The sequence below is a fragment of the Nesterenkonia aurantiaca genome (assembly GCF_004364585.1).
Classification (GTDB): Bacteria; Actinomycetota; Actinomycetes; order Actinomycetales; family Micrococcaceae; genus Nesterenkonia; species Nesterenkonia aurantiaca.
The window spans coordinates 220,121-237,171 of record NZ_SOAN01000005.1; the positions used below are offsets into that span (position 1 = coordinate 220,121).

Annotated in this window: 16 protein-coding genes and 1 tRNA gene; 12 read left to right on the forward strand and 5 right to left on the reverse strand. The window is 65.9% G+C overall.

Features of this window, described 5'->3' with window-relative positions; translation table 11 throughout:
• Nucleotides 1-58 precede the first annotated feature (58 nt).
• From coaD to EV640_RS08275, 10 genes are all read left to right on the forward strand, one after another.
• Entirely contained in the window at nucleotides 59-535 is a 477-nt protein-coding gene (gene coaD, locus EV640_RS08230) for a pantetheine-phosphate adenylyltransferase (protein ID WP_036474835.1), read from the forward strand.
• A gap of 65 nt (nucleotides 536-600) precedes the next feature.
• Complete coding sequence (galU, locus tag EV640_RS08235; RefSeq protein WP_036474833.1) at nucleotides 601-1,524, forward strand: UTP--glucose-1-phosphate uridylyltransferase GalU; 924 nt, start codon at nucleotides 601-603, stop codon at nucleotides 1,522-1,524.
• Nucleotides 1,525-1,599: 75 nt separating this feature from the next.
• On the forward strand, nucleotides 1,600-2,166 hold the full coding sequence (locus EV640_RS08240) for a YceD family protein (protein WP_133726240.1): 567 nt from the start codon (nucleotides 1,600-1,602) through the stop codon (nucleotides 2,164-2,166).
• Nucleotides 2,167-2,248: 82 nt separating this feature from the next.
• The gene (gene rpmF / locus EV640_RS08245; protein WP_036474831.1) at nucleotides 2,249-2,452 is read left to right on the forward strand and encodes a 50S ribosomal protein L32; all 204 of its coding nucleotides are present in this window, start codon (nucleotides 2,249-2,251) and stop codon (nucleotides 2,450-2,452) included.
• A gap of 25 nt (nucleotides 2,453-2,477) precedes the next feature.
• Complete coding sequence (gene rnc / locus EV640_RS08250) at nucleotides 2,478-3,227, forward strand: ribonuclease III (RefSeq protein ID WP_084479497.1); 750 nt, start codon at nucleotides 2,478-2,480, stop codon at nucleotides 3,225-3,227.
• Nucleotides 3,227-4,219, forward strand: coding sequence for a bifunctional DNA-formamidopyrimidine glycosylase/DNA-(apurinic or apyrimidinic site) lyase (gene mutM / locus EV640_RS08255; protein WP_133726241.1), 993 nt, complete (start codon nucleotides 3,227-3,229; stop codon nucleotides 4,217-4,219). The genes rnc and mutM overlap by 1 nt, the downstream gene beginning before the upstream one ends.
• A complete protein-coding gene (locus EV640_RS08260; protein ID WP_133726242.1) occupies nucleotides 4,216-5,007 on the forward strand; it encodes an aminoglycoside 3'-phosphotransferase in 792 nt (263 codons plus the stop codon). Before mutM ends, EV640_RS08260 begins: the two co-directional genes overlap by 4 nt.
• An 89-nt stretch (nucleotides 5,008-5,096) precedes the next feature.
• Entirely contained in the window at nucleotides 5,097-6,287 is a 1,191-nt protein-coding gene (locus EV640_RS08265; protein WP_133726243.1) for an LCP family protein, read from the forward strand.
• On the forward strand, nucleotides 6,284-7,546 hold the full coding sequence (locus tag EV640_RS08270) for a glycosyltransferase family 4 protein (protein WP_133726244.1): 1,263 nt from the start codon (nucleotides 6,284-6,286) through the stop codon (nucleotides 7,544-7,546). Before EV640_RS08265 ends, EV640_RS08270 begins: the two co-directional genes overlap by 4 nt.
• Nucleotides 7,543-8,535, forward strand: coding sequence for a glycosyltransferase family 2 protein (locus tag EV640_RS08275; RefSeq protein WP_166645891.1), 993 nt, complete (start codon nucleotides 7,543-7,545; stop codon nucleotides 8,533-8,535). The genes EV640_RS08270 and EV640_RS08275 overlap by 4 nt, the downstream gene beginning before the upstream one ends.
• Nucleotide 8,536: 1 nt before the next feature.
• On the opposite strand, the gene EV640_RS08280 is transcribed toward EV640_RS08275, so the two are convergent.
• Nucleotides 8,537-11,728 (reverse strand): glycosyltransferase, encoded by a 3,192-nt coding sequence (locus EV640_RS08280; RefSeq protein ID WP_133726246.1) that lies wholly within the window; start codon nucleotides 11,726-11,728, stop codon nucleotides 8,537-8,539.
• Between the two features lie 113 nt (nucleotides 11,729-11,841).
• Here EV640_RS08280 and EV640_RS08285 point away from each other — a divergent pair.
• A tRNA-Gly gene (locus tag EV640_RS08285) sits at nucleotides 11,842-11,915 on the forward strand.
• 99 nt (nucleotides 11,916-12,014) lie between these two features.
• The gene (locus EV640_RS08290) at nucleotides 12,015-13,160 is read left to right on the forward strand and encodes a glycosyltransferase family 4 protein (RefSeq protein ID WP_166645892.1); all 1,146 of its coding nucleotides are present in this window, start codon (nucleotides 12,015-12,017) and stop codon (nucleotides 13,158-13,160) included.
• Between the two features lie 126 nt (nucleotides 13,161-13,286).
• On the opposite strand, the gene EV640_RS08295 is transcribed toward EV640_RS08290, so the two are convergent.
• From EV640_RS08295 to EV640_RS08310, 4 genes are all read right to left on the reverse strand, one after another.
• Complete coding sequence (locus EV640_RS08295; protein WP_166645893.1) at nucleotides 13,287-13,712, reverse strand: TIR domain-containing protein; 426 nt, start codon at nucleotides 13,710-13,712, stop codon at nucleotides 13,287-13,289.
• A gap of 109 nt (nucleotides 13,713-13,821) precedes the next feature.
• Nucleotides 13,822-14,085 carry a hypothetical protein gene (locus EV640_RS08300; protein WP_036474824.1) on the reverse strand — a complete coding sequence of 88 codons (264 nt, stop codon included), beginning with the start codon at nucleotides 14,083-14,085 and terminating at the stop codon, nucleotides 13,822-13,824.
• Between the two features lie 704 nt (nucleotides 14,086-14,789).
• A complete protein-coding gene (locus EV640_RS08305) occupies nucleotides 14,790-15,428 on the reverse strand; it encodes a TetR/AcrR family transcriptional regulator (protein ID WP_133726249.1) in 639 nt (212 codons plus the stop codon).
• Between the two features lie 300 nt (nucleotides 15,429-15,728).
• Nucleotides 15,729-16,876, reverse strand: a protein-coding gene (locus EV640_RS08310) for an IS3 family transposase (RefSeq protein WP_133726250.1) whose coding sequence is annotated in 2 segments (ribosomal slippage) — nucleotides 15,729-16,603 and nucleotides 16,603-16,876 — 1,149 coding nt in all. Because the reading frame shifts where the segments join, the coding sequence is not laid out codon by codon here.
• Nucleotides 16,877-17,051: the final 175 nt, after the last annotated feature.

Consider the following 17,051-nt stretch of genomic DNA (forward strand, 5'->3'; position numbering starts at 1 on the left):
GCAGCGTGTCCTGCGCGCCTGACGTCGGGTTCTTGACCACCTGAAGTAATGTCAGACCATGCAGTTAGCAGTGTGCCCCGGATCATTTGACCCTCTGCACAACGGTCATGTGGAGATCATCGCCCGTGCCTCGAACCTCTTCGACGAGGTGATCGTCGCCGTGTCGCCCAATATGCACAAGAACCCGATGTTCTCCGTCGAGGAGCGCATCGCGATGGCGCAGGAGACCTTCTCCTATGTGCGCGGGGTGAGCGTGAAGCCGCTGGGCAGCGGGCTGTTGACCGACTTCTGCCGCGAGGTCGGAGCCAACGCTCTGGTCAAGGGCCTGCGCGATCCTAAGGATCTCGGCTACGAGTCCCCGATGGCCACGATGAACCGGCACCTCTCCGGGCTGGAGACCGTGTTCCTCGCCGCGGACGGCCGCTACACTCACCTGTCCTCCACGCTGGTCAAGGAAGTCCACAAGCTCGGCGGAGACGTGGCGGAGTTCATCCCGCGTGCGGTGCAGCGCCGGCTCCAGGACCGTCGCCGCTGAGCGCGACCGCAGAAAACTTCATAGAATCGTCTGAACAGGCATCCAGGAAACGATAAGGTGGGCACATGAGTTCAACAACGTCTATTCGCAAAGCTGTCATCCCGGCTGCGGGTCTGGGAACCCGATTCCTTCCGGCCACCAAGGCCATGCCCAAAGAGATGCTCCCGGTGGTGGATGAGCCCGCGATCCAGTACGTCGTCGCCGAGGCCGCGAAGGCCGGGCTCGATGACATTCTGATGATCACCGGCCGCAATAAGCGGTCCCTGGAGAACCACTTCGACCGGGTCCCCGACCTCGAGGCCACGCTTGAGGCCAAAGGCGACACCAAGAAGCTCGAGGCCGTCCGGCAGGCCACCGAGCTGGGCGACCTGCACTACATCCGGCAGGGCGAGGCCAAGGGCCTCGGTCACGCCGTGCTCTGCGCCAAGCGCCACGTGGGCAACGAGGCCTTCGCGGTCCTGCTCGGCGACGACCTGATCGATGAGCGCGACGAGCTGCTCTCGACCATGCTGGAGACCCAGCAGCGGCTCGGCGGATCCGTCATCGCCGTGATGGAGGTGCCCGAAGAGAACATCAGCGCCTACGGCGTCATCGATGCCAACGGCCAGGACAAGGTCGCCGCCGAGAACGGCCAGCCCGCCGACGTCGTGCCGGTCCACGCCCTGGTGGAGAAGCCCCCCGTGGATGAGGCGCCGTCGAACCTGGCGATCATCGGTCGCTACGTGCTGCACCCGGCGATCTTCGCTGAGCTGGAGCAGACCAAGCCCGGGCGCGGCAACGAGATCCAGCTGACCGACGCGCTGCAGGCCATGGCGGGCAAATCCGCCGAGGAGGGCGGCGGAGTCCACGCCGTGATCTTCCGCGGACGTCGCTACGACACCGGAGACAAGCTCAGCTACATCAAGGCCGTGGTCACCCTGGCCGTGGACCGCGAGGACCTCGGACCAGACCTGCGCGAGTGGCTGAAAGAGTTCGTCGGCCAGATCTGATCGGGGGTTCGCACCCGAGCCGTCGTGACTGGTAGAGTGGCACGTCGGTCTAGATCATTGAGGAGTGGTTCAGCAATGACTGCTCTACGCGTAGATGTGCAGGAGCTCCGGGGCAAGCCCGGAACCCAGCACGAGATGCATAGAACTGTCCCTGCCCCGGAGGACTTCGCAACGGTCCTGATCGGGATACCGCAGGGCAGCGAGCTGCAGGTGGATCTGCGTCTGGAATCGGTGCATGAAGGTGTGCTGATGACCGGCACCGCCGTCGGCGAGGTCACTGGACAGTGCGGCCGGTGTCTCGATGAGCTGAAGTACCCGCTCACCGTAGACATCATGCAGCTGTTCAGCTGGCCCCAGAAGACGCGGAAAGATTCGGCCGAGGAAGAGGATGAGGACACCCGCCCGATGGGCCATGACCTCACCATCGACCTGGAGCCGGTGCTGCGAGACCTGATGGTCTCCGCGCTGCCGTTCCAGCCGGTCTGCCGCGAGGAATGCCCGGGTCTGTGCTCCGTCTGCGGATTCCGCATGGAGGACGATCTCGAGCACTACCACGAGCAGCTCGACCCCCGTTGGGCCGCGTTGAAAGACATGGCCGCGGGACTGCCGGAGCCGGACTCCAAGTCCGACTCCAGCACCTAGAACTTGAACATCGCAGAACTTGACCATCGCAGAACTTGATTGACCAAGACTCTGTCCATCATCTAGAGAGAAAAGAGACACCGTGGCTGTTCCAAAGCGGAAGATGTCCCGATCCAACACCCGCAACCGCCGCTCGCAGTGGAAGGCTTCTGTGCCGAAGCTGGTGAAGACCGTGGAGAACGGTCGCGTCGTCTACAGCCAGCCTCACCAGGCCAAGCTGGTCACCGACTCCGCCGGTTCGCCGCTGTTCTATGAGTACAAGGGTCGCAAGGTCGCTGACGCCTGAGTCGTCGAACATGACGACATCGCACGTGAGCGATCACGAAGAGCTTGTGAAGAGTCTCGGGGTGCATATTGCCCCCGGGACTCTTCGTCTTGCCCTGACCCATCGCTCCTATGCCTATGAGAACTCCAACCTGCCCACCAATGAGCGGCTGGAGTTCCTCGGGGATTCGATCCTCGGCCTGGCGGTCACCGACTACCTGTTCCGGACCTTCCCGGATCTGGCCGAGGGTGACCTCGCCAAGCTCCGCGCCGCACTGGTGAGCACCCGCGCCCTGGCCCGGGTGGCCCGCGGCCTCGGCGTCGGGCCCTACATCAGCCTGGGAGCCGGCGAGCGGCTCACCAACGGCCAGGACAAGGACTCGATCCTTGCCGACACGATGGAGGCGCTGATCGGTGCCGCCTACCTCTCCACCGACACCGAGACGGCCCGCCGTCTGGTGCTGCGCCTCGTGGTCCCGCTGCTCAGCGACAAGGACGCGATGACCGCCGGCAAGGATTGGAAGACCACGATCCAGGAGATCGCGGCCGCCAAAGACATGGGCGAGATCCGCTACCAGATCACCGACTTCGGCCCGGACCACCACAAGTCCTTCAACGCCACCCTGGTCATCGGCGGCACCGCCCACGGCTCCGGCTCCGGGCCCTCCAAGAAGGAGGCCGAGCGCGAAGCCGCTCGGGTCACCGTGGAGACCCTCACCGCCGGCCGCGGTGAACAGGGCGACATCCTCACCCTGGTCCTGGACCGGTTCGAGGACACCGCACCCGCCAGCAGCTGATGCCCGAGCTGCCCGAGGTCGAAGTGGTCCGCCGCGGCATCAGCCGCTGGGCCACGGGACGCACCGTAGAATCCGTCACCGTCCACGATCCGCGCAGCCTGCGCCGTCACGCGCTGGGCGCCGCACTCGATGAACCGGCCCGGTTGGGCTCCTTCACCGACGCGCTGACCCACCAGAGGCTGCTGGCACCGCAGCGCCGCGGCAAGTTCCTCTGGATCCCGTTGCGCCAGGGCTTGATGCCTGCGGGAGCAGCAGCGCCTGCAACTGCTGCTCAGCCCGGCTCGGGGACAGAACCGGTCGGGGAGTCGCTGCTGATCCATCTGGGCATGAGCGGGCAGGTGCTCATCGATGAGCCCTCCGCCCCGGCGCAGAAGCACCTGAAGATCACGCTGGAGCTGGGAGGGGAAGGCTCCGCTCCGAAGCAGCTGCGCTTCATCGACCAGCGCATCTTCGGCGGCATGCAGATCTCCGAGCTGGTTCCCTCCACCCACCCCAGCGGCAGCGTGCCGGCCGCCGCGGTGCACATCGCACCGGACCCGCTGGAGCCCGGATTCGACGAGGAGACGTTCTTCCGCACCCTGCGCCGCCGCAAGACCGGTCTGAAACGCGCGCTGCTGGATCAAGGAATGATCTCCGGGATCGGTAACATCTACGCCGATGAGGCGCTCTGGCTCGCCCGGCTGCATTACCTGCGCTCCACCCAGACCATCACCCGCGCCGAGTCCGCCCGGCTGCTCAGCGGGGTCAAGACCGTGCTGCTGGCCGCACTCGAAGCCGGCGGCACCAGCTTCGACGCGCTCTACGTCAACGTCAACGGCGCCTCCGGGTACTTCTCGAGGTCTCTCAACGTCTACGGCCAGCAGGGCAGGCCGTGCCCGCGGTGTGACACCGAGGTCAGGCGCGAGACGTTCATGAACCGCGGATCGCACTTCTGCCCGAAGTGCCAGCCCGGGCCGCGGGCCGCCCGGCCGCCCGCCTCGGGCCGTCCATGAGCCTGCCCTCGGCTCTGGCCGGGACGCCCTCGGCCGAGACCCCGGTTCCGGCCTTCCTACAGCGATCGTTGCAGGCGCTCGGGCTGGGTGCAGCCCAGCTCCGCCCGGTCTGGCGCAACGGAGCCGGCGGTCTGACGTTCTCCGTCGCCAGCGGCGGTGCCGCGGCTCCGATCGAGCTCTATGCCAAATGGAACCCCGACGGCGCCGGGGAATCGCTCACGCAGGAGGCCGAGCGGCTGCGCTGGATCCACGGACGCCACCCCGCACCGGCCGTGGTGGACCTGATCGTGGAGGGCCCCGAGGAGGTGCTGCTCACCCGAGCGCTGCCCGGCGAGTCGGCGGTCTCCCCACGGTGGAAGGCTGATCCCGATCTCGCGCTGCGGGCCCTCGGCAACGGTCTGCGCCGGCTGCACGATCTGGAACCTCAGGACTGCCCCTTCGACTGGGGCGTGGAGCATCGGCTGCGCGCGGCGGAGCGCACGTCGGGTCGCACGTCGAGCCCTGCCGCGCAGCTGCCCGAGGACGCGCCGAGCCTGGATCGCCTCGTGCTGTGCCAGGGCGATCCCTGCGCCCCGAATACGCTGCTGGCTGCCGACGGTTCGTTCCTCGCCCACGTGGATCTGGCTCGCCTCGGGGTGGCGGATCGGTGGGCCGATCTCGCCGTGATGTCGATGTCCCTGGCCTGGAACTTCTCCGGCTACGACGAGGCGGTGTTCTGGGACGCCTACGGGATCGAGCCCGAGGCGCACCGGATCGACTACTACCGACGCCTCTGGGACGCCACCTAGCCGGGAGCTCCCTGAACAGCGTCGATGCGGGAGTGCCCAGATCGGTGGGCTAGCATGAATCGGATCGTCGAACGCGTAGAGGAGGGTGTGTGGCCGACAAGAATTCGCCCGAGCCACAGCCGCACCGAGCCCGCAGGGCCGCAAGGCTCCCGGGCGGGCCGGCGGCAGCCTCGAAGTCGACCAACCCCGATGACACCGAAGAACCCACCGTCACCGTCTCCGGCGCCGAGGATGCCGCCGCGGAGGACACGCCCAAAGACCCGTCACGACGCCGCCGCCTGATCCGCAACGGTCTCATCGCCGTGGCGGTGCTGCTCGTCGTCGCGGTGGGCGCCGGACTGCTCTACGTCAACCAGCTGCGCACCACCTTCGACGAGCAGCGCAATGTCCTGGATCTGGGCCTCGGAGGCGACGACACCGCCGGTCGCACCGAGGACGGCACGGTGAACATGCTCCTGCTTGGCTCCGACAGCCGCGGCGAGGATGACATGGAGTACCGCGGCGAGATCGGCGACAACGCCTCCGAACGCTCCGACACCATGATGTTCGTGCACATCCCGGCCGACCGGTCCGGGGTCTACGTGATGTCCATCGTGCGGGACCTCTGGGTGGACGTGCCCGGTGAAGGCCAGGGCCGGGTCAACTCCGCGCTCGGTGTGGGCGGGTACCCGCTGGTCGTCGACACCGTCGAGGAGCTGCTGAACACCCATATCGACCACGTGGCGATCATTGACTTCGAGGGATTCTCCGACCTGACCCGCGCCCTGGGCGGGGTCTACGTGGACAACCCGCGGCCCTTCTCCGCCGGCCAGCAGAACCCGGCGTTCTACCCCGAGGGCACCATTCGCCTGGAAGGCGACAACGCACTGCGGTTCGTCCGCGAGCGCAAGTCCTTCCCCGACGGAGACTTCAGCCGGGTGCAGAACCAGCAGCTGGTGATCAACGGGATCGTCGATCAGCTGCTCTCCTCCGACACCCTCACCAATCCGCAGCGAGTGATGGACGTGGTCAACGGCATCGTCCCCTACCTGAGCGTGGATGACGGTCTCGACGCCAACACCATCGCCGCCTACGCGCTGGAGATGCGCGACCTCCGTTCCGGGGACATCGAGATGTTCACCATCCCCACCGGGGAGATGGCCACCACCGCCAGCGGTGCCCAGGTGATCCTCAAGGACGAGGAGATGCTCGAGCTGCTGCAACGGTCCCTGAAGAACGACAACATGGAGGGCTTCATCGACTACATCGAGCTGCAAGAATCCCAGGACGGGCAGCAGTGACCCCTCGGGTTCAGCTCCTGACACACAGTTATTGGCCGGAACGCACGGCCCCGCAGCGCCGCTGGGAACGCCTCGTGGGCTCGCTGCGCGAGGACGGCTGGGCGGTCGACGTCGTCACCCCCGCGGTGAACTCCCACCACACCCCGGAGGAGGTGCGAGGCCAGGGCAGATTCCGGCTGCGCCCCACGCCGGGGCCCACCGGGGAGCGGCTGCACCGGACCCCGTACATCCTGCTGAAGAATTCCCGCGCCGGGCGCTTCGCCTCAGACCTGGCCTCCGCGGTGCTGATGGTGCCCCGGGCGCTCAGCGCGAGCAAGCCTGATCTGGTCATCGCCACGGTGCCGGCCCTGCCCACCATCTGCGCCGGCTGGCTGGTCAGCCGCTGCCGCCGGGTGCCGCTGGTGGTCGATATGCGTGACGCCTGGCCCGAGCTCGCCCGCGAGGCCGGGGTGAAGGCCGGCCCGCTGGGGATGCTGATGGAAGCTGCCGTGGTCAGCGTCCAGCGCCGGGCTGAGCTCGTGGTCACCGTCACCGAGGGCTTTGGTCAGCGGCTGCGCGAACGCGGGGTCTCCCGGGTGGAGACCATCAGCAACGGCGTCGCCCTGGACCAGGTGCCGCAGCTCGAGCACCGGACACGCGAACCCGGGGAGCTGCGCATCGCCTACCTGGGCAACCACGGTGAGAGCCAGGCCCTGGGACGCATCATCACGGCCGTGGCGCTGATCCCGCGCACCCGGGAGAATTCAGTCGACGGGGACCACACCCGTTCCGAGGGACTCGACGTACAGCTCCGGCTGGTCGGCTCCGGCACCCAGAAGGACCAGCTGCGCCAGGTCGCGGAGGAGTCCGGTGCCCTGGACAGCGGTGCGGTGGAGTTCTTCGATCCGGTGCACGGCGAGGAGATCTGGGAGCACTACCGCTGGGCCGACACCGCCTTGGTCAGCCTGCGCACCGACTGGGCCTCCTTCGCCTGGACCGTGCCCTCGAAGACCTTCGAGCTGCTGGGCCTGGGCAAGCACATCACCGCCGCGGTCACCGGAGAGGCGGCCTGGGTGCTCGGCCACGCACGCAACGCCAGCTTCCTCTCCGGAGACTCGGAAGAGATCGCGGCCAGGCTCACCGAGCTCGCCGCCGATCCGGACTCCACCCCGGTGGATTCCACCGGCCGCGACTGGGTCGCCGAATACGCAGACCTGCCGGGCCTGGGCCGCCGCTACGCCGCCCTGCTGCGCACGCTGCTGCAGGAGCGGGCCCGGTGAGTCGGCCGGTGATCACCGCCGCCAACTCCTATATCTGCGTCTGCACCTACCGTCGGCCCGGCCCGCTGGCACAGCTGCTGAGCTCGCTGCGCGCCCAGGAACTGGGTCCGGTGGGGGAGTCGGGCGCGCTGGGGGAATCGGGCGCACTGGAGGAGCGCGCGCTGGGGGAGCGCGAGCTGCCGCAGCTGATCGTGGTGGACAACAGCCCCGAGGGCGACGCCGAGGCCCAGGTCCGCGCTCAGTATCCGGGTGCGCAGTACCTCCACGAGCCGCGCCCCGGGATCGCCGCCGCGCGCAACGCCGCGGTGGAGGCTGTGCCGGCGGATGCCGAAGCGGTGCTCTTTCTCGACGACGACGAGCGCGCGGCGCCGGACTGGCTGCGCACCCTGATCGACTGTGCCAACTCTTCCGGGGCCGACACCGTCTCGGGTCCGGTGATCACCCATTTCGGGGAGAACCCGCCGGCCTGGCTGCAGGCCAGCGGATTCATCCGGCGCATCGACTTTCCCACCGGACCCTGGAACCACCGCGCCGCGACGAACAACGTGCTGGTCCGCGCGCACTGGTTCACCAGCGCCGGGTATCGCTTCGATGAGGCGTTCAGCTTCATCGGTGGTGAGGACTCCGACCTCTTCGGCCGGATGCAGGCCGCCGGCGCCCAGGCCTGGTGGTGCGCCGAGGCGCGGGTCGAGGAGGACCTGCCCGCCGAACGGCTGAGTCCGGCTTGGATGCGCCAGCGCGGGATTCGCGCCGGACATGTGCGCGCCACCAAACTCATCCGGCGTGCCGAGCAGAACCAGGCAACCCCGACGCTGCGGCTGCGGATCGGCGCCGAAGGGTTGGTCCGCATCGGCTACGGGGCGGCTCGGACCACAGCCCGCCGGCTCAAGCGCGCGCCGGTGCGGTATGTGGACAGCGTCTATCACCGTGAGGGCCTGGGCATGCTCCAGGCCGCCGCCGGCCGCCGCTACGAGGAATACGGCCGCTGACTCAACCGGGGTTCTCGGCCTTGCTGCGATCCTTCACTGCCAACGCGTAGGCCGCCTCCGCGGCAGTGATGCCCCACTGCCCGGCCTCGCGCCGCTGGACCCGCTCAATCTCGGCGGTGACCTCGCGCAGCGCGGTCACCCGATCGATGGTCTTGGACTGGGGTTTGAGCCTTCGGCGGTAGGTCGCGCCGACCCGGCGGCCCAGGCGGGTGCGCTTGAGCTGGGCCAGCTGCAGCCCTGCGGTATCGAGTGCTCGGCGCTTGATCCGTCCCGCCAGCGGGCGCAGCTTCTCTGTCGAGGGCAGTTGGTGCACGCCGAAGAACCGCAACGCCTCAGGCGTCTTCCAGGCGTGGTGATACGGGTCTTCCACATAGAAGGCGGCGATCTCCGCGAGCACCTCTGCTGCCTCAGCCTTCTCCGCGGAGGGCACGCGGGAGAACTTCCGCAGGTACCAGGTGACGAAGAAGTGCTCGAACCGGGTGTCCAGATAGTCCTGCAGGAGTCCGACCTCGTGCAGCCAGGAGCTGCGAGCCGCTTCCAGGATCAGGTACTTTCTGAAGTAGGCCGGGCTGACCACGTTGACGATCGAGTTGTCCACCGCTCCGTAGTAGACGTAGACCGACCGGTCCACCGGCACATAGGCGCGTGCGTGGAAGAGCATCTGCTGGAAGAAGAAGGTGTCCTGCCCGGTGGCGCCCACCGGCTGGGTCAGCCCCAGCCCCTGCAGCCACGCGGTGCGGGCTACTATGCCCTCGATCGACGCGGGTCGGAACTTGATCTCGCGCAGCGAGTCACGGGTCGGCCAGCGCAGGCCGTCACGCAGCTCGATCCCGGTATACCAGTCGTGGACGCGCAGGGTCTGGTGCCGCTTGGTCCAGGTGGCCTGGTTGCCCAGGGCGAAGTCAGCCTCGGGCTTCTCGGCCAGGCGCTGCTGCAGCAGGTGGTAGCCGGCTTCCAGCTCCTCGTCATCGGGATCCAGGTAGGTGACATACTCGGTGGCGGTCAGCTCCAGGCCGGTGTTGCGCGGACGCGAGGCCGAGCCGGACCCGCCGGTGCCGTGCCGGAACGCGGAGACGTTCGCATAGGTCCGGGCCAGTTCCTCGACCGTGGCCACCGTGACCGGGTCGGTGGAGCCGTCGTCGACCAGCAGCACCTGGGTGCGTGGGAAATGCGGAGAACGGCGCAACGAGGCGAACGCCTTGTGCCGCAGATGATCCCCGTTGTTGTAGATCGGCACGATCACGGTGAGCTCGAGCCGCTCGGCCTCTGCGGTGCGCCGCACCTGAGCCTTTACAGAGGAGAGGTCATCCTCGGTGTGGGGGAGCGCGGCCGGGGTCAGCCCGGAGACCTGGATCGCGGCGGAGGCGAAGCGCCCCAGGTGGTCGACGGCGTAGACCCGCGCGTCCTGTCCGGACGCGGCCAGCACAGCAGGAGTCACCAGCGCCGAGGCCTCGGGACGCCACCAGGCGGTCAGACCGAGGTCCTCGAATCCGCGCTGATGGGCGTGGGCCCGATGGTCGGTCTCGGTGGCGGTGCCGTTGAGTTTCGTGGTGATCGTTGCGGACTGGTAGCGGAAAGCAGCCACATGATCCGCAGCGTAGTGCGGACCATATCGGTGCTGGTCGCTCAGCGGCAGCAGCACGTCGATGGGCTGCGCGAGTGGATCCGCTGCCCGGGCGCCGAGCTGCTCCCAGCTCAGCAGCTCCACCGGGGGGTGCCCAGCGGCGGCGAGGTTCTGCGCGGCCATGTCCTGGGCGAGCTCCGCGGTGACCTTCTCCGCGACGGCGACCACCAGTTCCCGTCTGGACTTGACCTGCTTGCCTGCGGTCCGGGCCACTCGGGTGAGCAGGTCCGAGACGTGGTGGCGCATGAAGACCTCACGGACGCCGTCGCCCTGCGCCCGACGGAGCCCCTCCAGGTCCATCCCACGCAGGCTCTCTTCGACGTCGGCCGCAGAGTTCGCGATCCGCACCTGCGGGTGATAGGAGTTCAGGCCCTGGTTATAGCTGGAGAGGACCAGGGTGCCGGCGGCCTGCAGCTCGAGCGCTCGATTGGCGAACATGGTCTGCGAGTCGACCACGGAGTTCAGGTTGACCGCGATGTCCACCACGCGCTGGATGTCCATCAGCTCGTGATGGTCCATGGCGGGCACCCGGTAGGGCCAGTACTTGACCGGGACCAGCTGGTTCGGGCTGAGGATCGGCTGCTCGGAGTCCAGCTGGGCGGTGATCTCGTTCCACCACCGGTCCACGATCGCCAACGGCCGGCCCGCGTCGAGCACGCCGTCGAGGATCCACTCGGCGTAGCGGGCTCGCTGCTGATACTTCTTCCCCATCCAGGAGCCTGCGAAGAAGATCAGCTCACGCGCCTCCGCCGGGGCGCTGCGCGAGCCGATCGGTGAGTGCAGCAGCGGGTTGACCGCGAAGGGCAAGACCTCGATGCTGTGCGCGCCGGGGCAGTCCCTCCGGTACTTCGAGAGGACCTCCGCGGCGGTGGTGAAGATGTGATCACACGCGCGGGCCACGTCGAGGAACTGCCGGTAGTCGGGCGGGTCCTCCTTGCCGTAATAGACCGGCGGGGCGCCGGCTGCGCGATAGGCCGGGATGATCGTGTCGATCAGCAGCCGACGGCGCTCCGGAGCCTCCGCGGCAGTGTAGTCCCAGGCGCGACCGTCGTGCCCACGCCAGGTCGCGGCGACCAGCAGCAGGTCCACGTCATCGAGGTGGTTCTGCCAATTTTCCGGGGTGATCGGGATCAGCGTGGCCGCACCGGAGTAGGTGTCGAAAAGGAACCGGTCGCAGATGATCCCGATCCGGAGGTCCAGCTTGGGCCGGGAGATGCCGGGCTCAGTGGCGGGCAGCTGTGCGGCCGCAGTGCGGGAGAGAGCGAGCGCGTCCTGGGTGGACCGAGCCGCCAACGGCGCGGCGAGCGGTGCCGTCATTGGGGCGTCGGGGGTCGCCGAAGGCGCTGCCGCACGCTCGCGCAGATCCGCCGCACGCTCGCGGTGCGCCCGCTCCAATGGCCCCCAGAGCTTCTCGTGATGCGCTGAGCTGGAGAGTTCCCGGGCGGCGTGATCATGGGCCCGGGCTGCCTGCTCCGCCGTCGTCGTGATCTTCGAGACCGAAGAGGTGGCTGCGGGGGCCCTGGCGGGGCTGCTTGCGAGGGGTGCGGAGGGGTCGTCTGGGAGATTCACCCCCCGACACTATCCCGAGCCGTGTTGGGTTTGGTGCAGGCAGTCCGGCTTGCTAGAGTGAAGTCTCGTTGCGGCGATGAATCGGCTTGAAAAGGCCATCGTCAAGCTTCAGCGGGGATGTAGCTTAGTGGTAAAGCTTTGGTCTTCCAAACCAACGATGCGGGTTCGATTCCCGTCATCCCCTCCAGTCACTTCCAAGCCTCTCCCGGTGATCGGGTCCTCTCGGTCACAGCAGGAGGGGCTTTTTGTGTATCTGCCGCAGAGTCGGCTCGAGAGTGAGGAACCCATGGCGCGTCCCCGGATCTACTTCGTGGTCCAGCCCACCGTGGCGCACTACCGCGAGCCGCTGCTGCGCCGGCTGCTGGAATCCACCCGCTATGACTTTGACCTGGTCGGACGGTTCAAGAACTCGGAATCTACTGCTGTCGACGAGATCCATTCTGCCGCCGACGAGGTCCTCGCGAAGGTGAGGCCGCTGACGTTCTCGAAAATACGCGGATACTGGTGGGAGCATGGTCAGGTTCGTGAGATTTGGCATGGGGATCACGACGCTTTCGTGATCTCGGGCAGGATTCACTCTGTCTCCGCCTGGGCCGCCTGTGCGGTCGCCGCGCTGCGCGGACGCACCCTGATCATGTGGGGCCACGGCTGGAAGCGGCCCGAGGACGGGCTCAAACGCCGGGTCCGGCTCGCCTTCTACCGACTGACCGACGGACTGCTGGTCTACGGTGACCGAGCCAAGGAGCTCGGCAGCTCCTACGGGGTCCCGGCGGAGAAGATCCAGGTCATCTATAACAGCATCTACCCGGAGGCGCTGACCACCATGGCGCGGGAGAGTGCCGCTCACCCCGGGCAGGCCCCCGACGACGACGGGGCAAACCCGACGATCATCTACAGCTCCCGGCTCACCACCCGGCACCGTCTGGACCTGCTCGCCGAAGCGCTGGGAGGCATGCCCGCCGCCGCGAGGCCGAAGCTGCTCATTGTGGGGGAGGGTGCCGAGCGTCCCCGGCTCGAGCAGGTGTTCGCCGAACACGGGGTGGACGCGGAGTTCCTCGGCGCCGTCTATGACTATGAGCAGCTGCGCGAGCTCTACGCCCGGGCCGACCTCGCGGTCTCCGTGGGCGGAGCCGGGCTGAACGTCACCCAGGCGATGAGCTTCGGGGTGCCGGTGCTCGCCGAGGACGGCAACCCCGATTCCAGCCCCGAGATCGAGGCCGTGATCGAGGGAGTGACCGGCCGGTATTACCAGACCGGCGACGCCGGCTCGCTGCGCCGGGTACTCGCCGAGCTCCTGGCCGCGCCGGCCCAGCTGCGTCAGCTGGGGGAGGCCAGCCTCGCTGTGGTGCGGGAGCGCTACACGGCGGAGAAGCACGCCGAGGCGATCGAAGATGCGCTGGATCGACTGCTCGCCCGCGCCAAGCGGGGGTGAGTGCTCCGGCGGGTGGCGTTGGGTCATCCTTCCGGCGATCTCAGGGGGCTAACGGCCGTAGATTCCGTAGACGGCCAGCCCAAGGCCGAACAGCAAGAACGCGACACCGAACCGGACTCCAGCAGCTCAGGGTGAATAGTGCACTTCCTGGACCCACTTGCCCAGGTTGTGGTTCCCGTGGTCGAACACCCGGTCGTAGGTGGGGTGCCGGGCGGCAACGGGTTTGGGCCTTTGGGGAGCTGTTCTGCCGTCTTGGTCCGAGATGTTGTGGATGTAGATGCCGAGCAACCCGTTGCCACGCTTCAGGGTGGAGCGGATCTCATACTGCATCCATTCCCGATGGGCCGTTTCGGGACCGATCAGGACCGCAGTGACTGCTGTGTGCTTGAGTCCATTCAGAACCAAAGTTGCGAGAGCGGAATCGCCTGAGCTCTTGAGATTCTCCCACCGTCTAGCTGATATCCAGGTCTTGGGAATGTCCTCTAACTGAACCGAGCTGGCGAGATGAACCTGCAGCTTCTCCACCAGGGCATCAGGTTGCTCCACCGGCATGGAGTATCCACAGTCGCCGATGGGTTCCCCGTGAGGCTGGGGGAGTGAGGGGCTTACAGGCATGGATTACGCCGGTGGCCCGATCGCCGTGGAATCCGGCCAGCGGCTCTTACTTGTTGTCCTTATAGGGTTCGGTCTGGGAAGTGGCGGCGCGTATGCGTTCTTCGAGGTCTCGAGAGGGATTCTCCTCACGCCAGGTCAGGCTCCGTCCATCCAGGCGTTTGGCGATGACACGAAGCTCCGCGATCTCGACATCTATCGAGGGGTCTGCTGTCCGGGCATCGTTGAGCTCTTCCCACTCAGCATCGCTGAGATCATCCGTGAGCGCGCCGGCGATCAGCTCCTCTCGCCGAGAAGATGCCTCCGGTGTCATATGGGACCAACTCTCTTCTTCTATAGCAATACTCCTAAAACGAAATATATCGGATCTTGCAAGTTTGAGACTCAAATCCAAAATCCAGGTGGTGGACGTCTTTGAGTCGCAGCTTCAGGATGCGCCGGTGTAACTGGACCAGATCCTTCAGTGGCCGAGGTGATGCGGAGCAGTCAGTCAAGCCGGTATGGCAGCGGTCATTCGGTGCATTTCTGAGTTGATTCTCCATGCAGACAGGTCGAGGAGCGCGTCGACAGACCGCTTGTCACCTTCGCGTCCCCGTTTATGTTCGTACGTGCTTGAGGTTGACACGCGATCATTGATCAGGTGTTCGTCAGGCCGGGTATCGGATGACTATGCGTCCGAAAAAGTTGAGGAGCTTCATGCGATCTACCGCCTACTACGTCGGCGCGCGGTTCCGCCTGAGGCCTGCGACTGGTGACCGCAGGCCAGCCGCTATCTCGGAGAGGATACCGTTTCCGACAGGTCGGAAACAATCAAACTAGGGCGTGAGAGGCGCATTCAGTGCACATGTCGAGACGAGCGCACGTTGCTCCCTGCAAGTGGGAAACTTTCCCCGGTGCCAGAACTCTTAGAGTCATCACGGGAGAGGCAGGCGGTGAGCGCTCAGTTGCACGTGCTGACCCGCCATGCAGTCTTGACATGATGTGCCGCATTGGTGATTCGAACTGCGGTGCGGCGGCCTAGACGGGAGTGCGGGCTGGGTCGGGAGATTCGCGATCCAAGGGATAGCCAGCTGTAATCATATTGAAGGCGTCTTGGATGAGGGAAGGCAGGCTCTCGTCAGGCAACTCCTTGCAAGACCAGATCGCTAGCGATGTGATCAACGCGGACATCGCAGCCGAGGCCACCATCGAAGGATAGAGGTCGGTCGTGACGTTGGTCCCTGTGCGAGCGGCGACGCGGGCGCTGAGGACCTCCACCATTTCGATCTCGCGTGCAATGCGGAACGGTCGCAGGGTGGGGTTCAACTGTTCCAAGCGGGCCATCTTTGAAGCCCCACGCAGGTGTTCAGGATGCTCCCGCGCGTAGTCACTCAAAAGCTCACAGAGCGCCTTGAGCGGCGGATCCTCTGATGGACGTGAGTTGAACTCCTCAAGGACCTCTTCAATGCCAAGGTCCCCGGCGGCCAGGACGGCCTCTTCTTTGGACGCGAAGTAGTTGGAGACGGTCCTCGGAGAGACGAAGGCCTCTCGGGCGATTTCATCGACTGTGACCTCGTTCAGCCCCTTCTGTTCCGTCAGCTTCAACGCCGCGGTCGCGATTGCGTCCCGAGTCATCTGTTTCTTGATCTCACGCAGGCCTACGTGTTCAGCGTCCATGCGATAAGTCTAGGGCACTGATGCTTTCGCGGTCAGAGTACGGGTGCGGCAGGTATCCCTCTCAGGTTCTCTGTGATTCAGGTTCCTACTCATGCCGGATCAAGAATCTAGCGCAGTCGCAGAACGATCGGTGCATTACTTAAGGGTGCGGAGAAGTAATTTTACGGTTTGAGAGATGTGCGATACATGAAAATTAGCGGAAAAAGATACTTGCAGATCCTGCAAAGTGCTGTCAGACTCATTTCCAGGCACCGATTCCTGTTGGACGAGGTGGTTGGGTCCCCGGTAGCAGTCCAGTGGCTATGCGATAGCTAGTTGGTTCTCTGCGGTCCAGCGTTTCCAGTATGTCGAGGGTGTCATGCCGTCGAGGGATCCGTGGGGTCGTTCATGATTGTAGATATCTTTCCATTCCTGGGCGAGGTAGCTGGCTTCGGCCATGGTGTCGATAATTTCTCCGGTGAGCTGTTCCCTTCTGAATTGGGCGTTGAAGGACTCCACGAACCCGTTCTGCCAGGGCGAGCCGGGGTCGATGAACGCGGTCTCTACGCCCGCCATGTTGCACCAAGCAGTCAGTGCAGCGGCCGTGAATTCGGGACCGTTGTCCGAACGCACGTAGGTCGGGGTGCTACCGGTTTCGGCGATGATGTCCTCCAATACGGCGATGACATCAGCGGCGGTGAAGGACCGGCGCGGGATGATCGCCAGCGCGGTGCGCGTGTATTCATCGATCACGTTGAAGAACCGGATATGCCGGCCGCAGGAGGTCACGTCGGACTGGAAATCGAAGCTGAGCACATGCATCGGATACTGGGCCCGCAACCGTTTCTGTTCCCCGGCGCCGGGTCCGGTCCGACGTTTCTTCCTCGCCTTGGGTTTGCAGGTCAGCCCCTCGAGACGCCAGAGCCGGCGGATTCGTTTGGTATTCAACGCCGCCCCGTCCCAGCGTGGCTGGGCCAGCAGGTGCCAGCGGGCTTTCCGCCACCCCCACGCCGGATGCTTCACCGCGATCGCCCGCAAATCCGTGCGCAACTGGGCTTCCTCGAAGCTAGTCTCCGGGGGCCCCATGCGCAGCGCGGACCGGTTCTGTCCCAGCACCCTGCACGCGAACCTTTCAGACGCCCCGAACTTCTCCTGCGCCATCCGAACTGCACGGCGTCGGGGTTCGGGGCTCAGAATTTTCCCTTCGCCACCTCGCTCAGAATGTCATTGGCGAGGACCTGATCGGCCAGCAGCTTCTTCAGCCGCGCGTTCTCCTTCTCCAGCTCCCTGGTCCGCTTCGAGGTCTCCGCGTTTTTCTCGGACCCGTACTGGTTCAGCCACCGGTACCAGGTTGCCTCGGTGACCTGCAGTTCCTTGATGACCTCGATCATCGGATGTCCTTCATTGAGCATTCTCTGGCCCTGCCGGACCTTCGCGATGACCTGCTCCGGGGTATGTCTGCGTGCCATGATTCGTGAATCTCCTCCTGCACCCATTATCGGATGCGAAGCTCACACAAGCACTGGACTCCTACCCGGGGCCCCAACCACTCCCACTGCGGTTGCTCCAGCAGGTGCCAGCGCGCCTTGCGCCAGCCCCACGCCGGATGCTTCCCGGCCACGACTCGTAGATCAGCGCGCAGCT

Bases quoted from the DNA above. Each gene is read 5' to 3' on its own strand.
- coaD (WP_036474835.1), top strand. From the start codon at position 59: ATGCAGTTAGCAGTGTGCCCCGGATCATTTGACCCTCTGCACAACGGT.
- galU (WP_036474833.1), top strand. From the start codon at position 601: ATGAGTTCAACAACGTCTATTCGCAAAGCTGTCATCCCGGCTGCGGGT.
- EV640_RS08240 (WP_133726240.1), top strand. From the start codon at position 1,600: ATGACTGCTCTACGCGTAGATGTGCAGGAGCTCCGGGGCAAGCCCGGA.
- mutM (WP_133726241.1), top strand. From the start codon at position 3,227: ATGCCCGAGCTGCCCGAGGTCGAAGTGGTCCGCCGCGGCATCAGCCGC.
- EV640_RS08260 (WP_133726242.1), top strand. From the start codon at position 4,216: ATGAGCCTGCCCTCGGCTCTGGCCGGGACGCCCTCGGCCGAGACCCCG.
- EV640_RS08290 (WP_166645892.1), top strand. From the start codon at position 12,015: ATGGCGCGTCCCCGGATCTACTTCGTGGTCCAGCCCACCGTGGCGCAC.
- EV640_RS08295 (WP_166645893.1), bottom strand. From the start codon at position 13,712: ATGCCGGTGGAGCAACCTGATGCCCTGGTGGAGAAGCTGCAGGTTCAT.
- EV640_RS08300 (WP_036474824.1), bottom strand. From the start codon at position 14,085: ATGACACCGGAGGCATCTTCTCGGCGAGAGGAGCTGATCGCCGGCGCG.
- EV640_RS08305 (WP_133726249.1), bottom strand. From the start codon at position 15,428: ATGGACGCTGAACACGTAGGCCTGCGTGAGATCAAGAAACAGATGACT.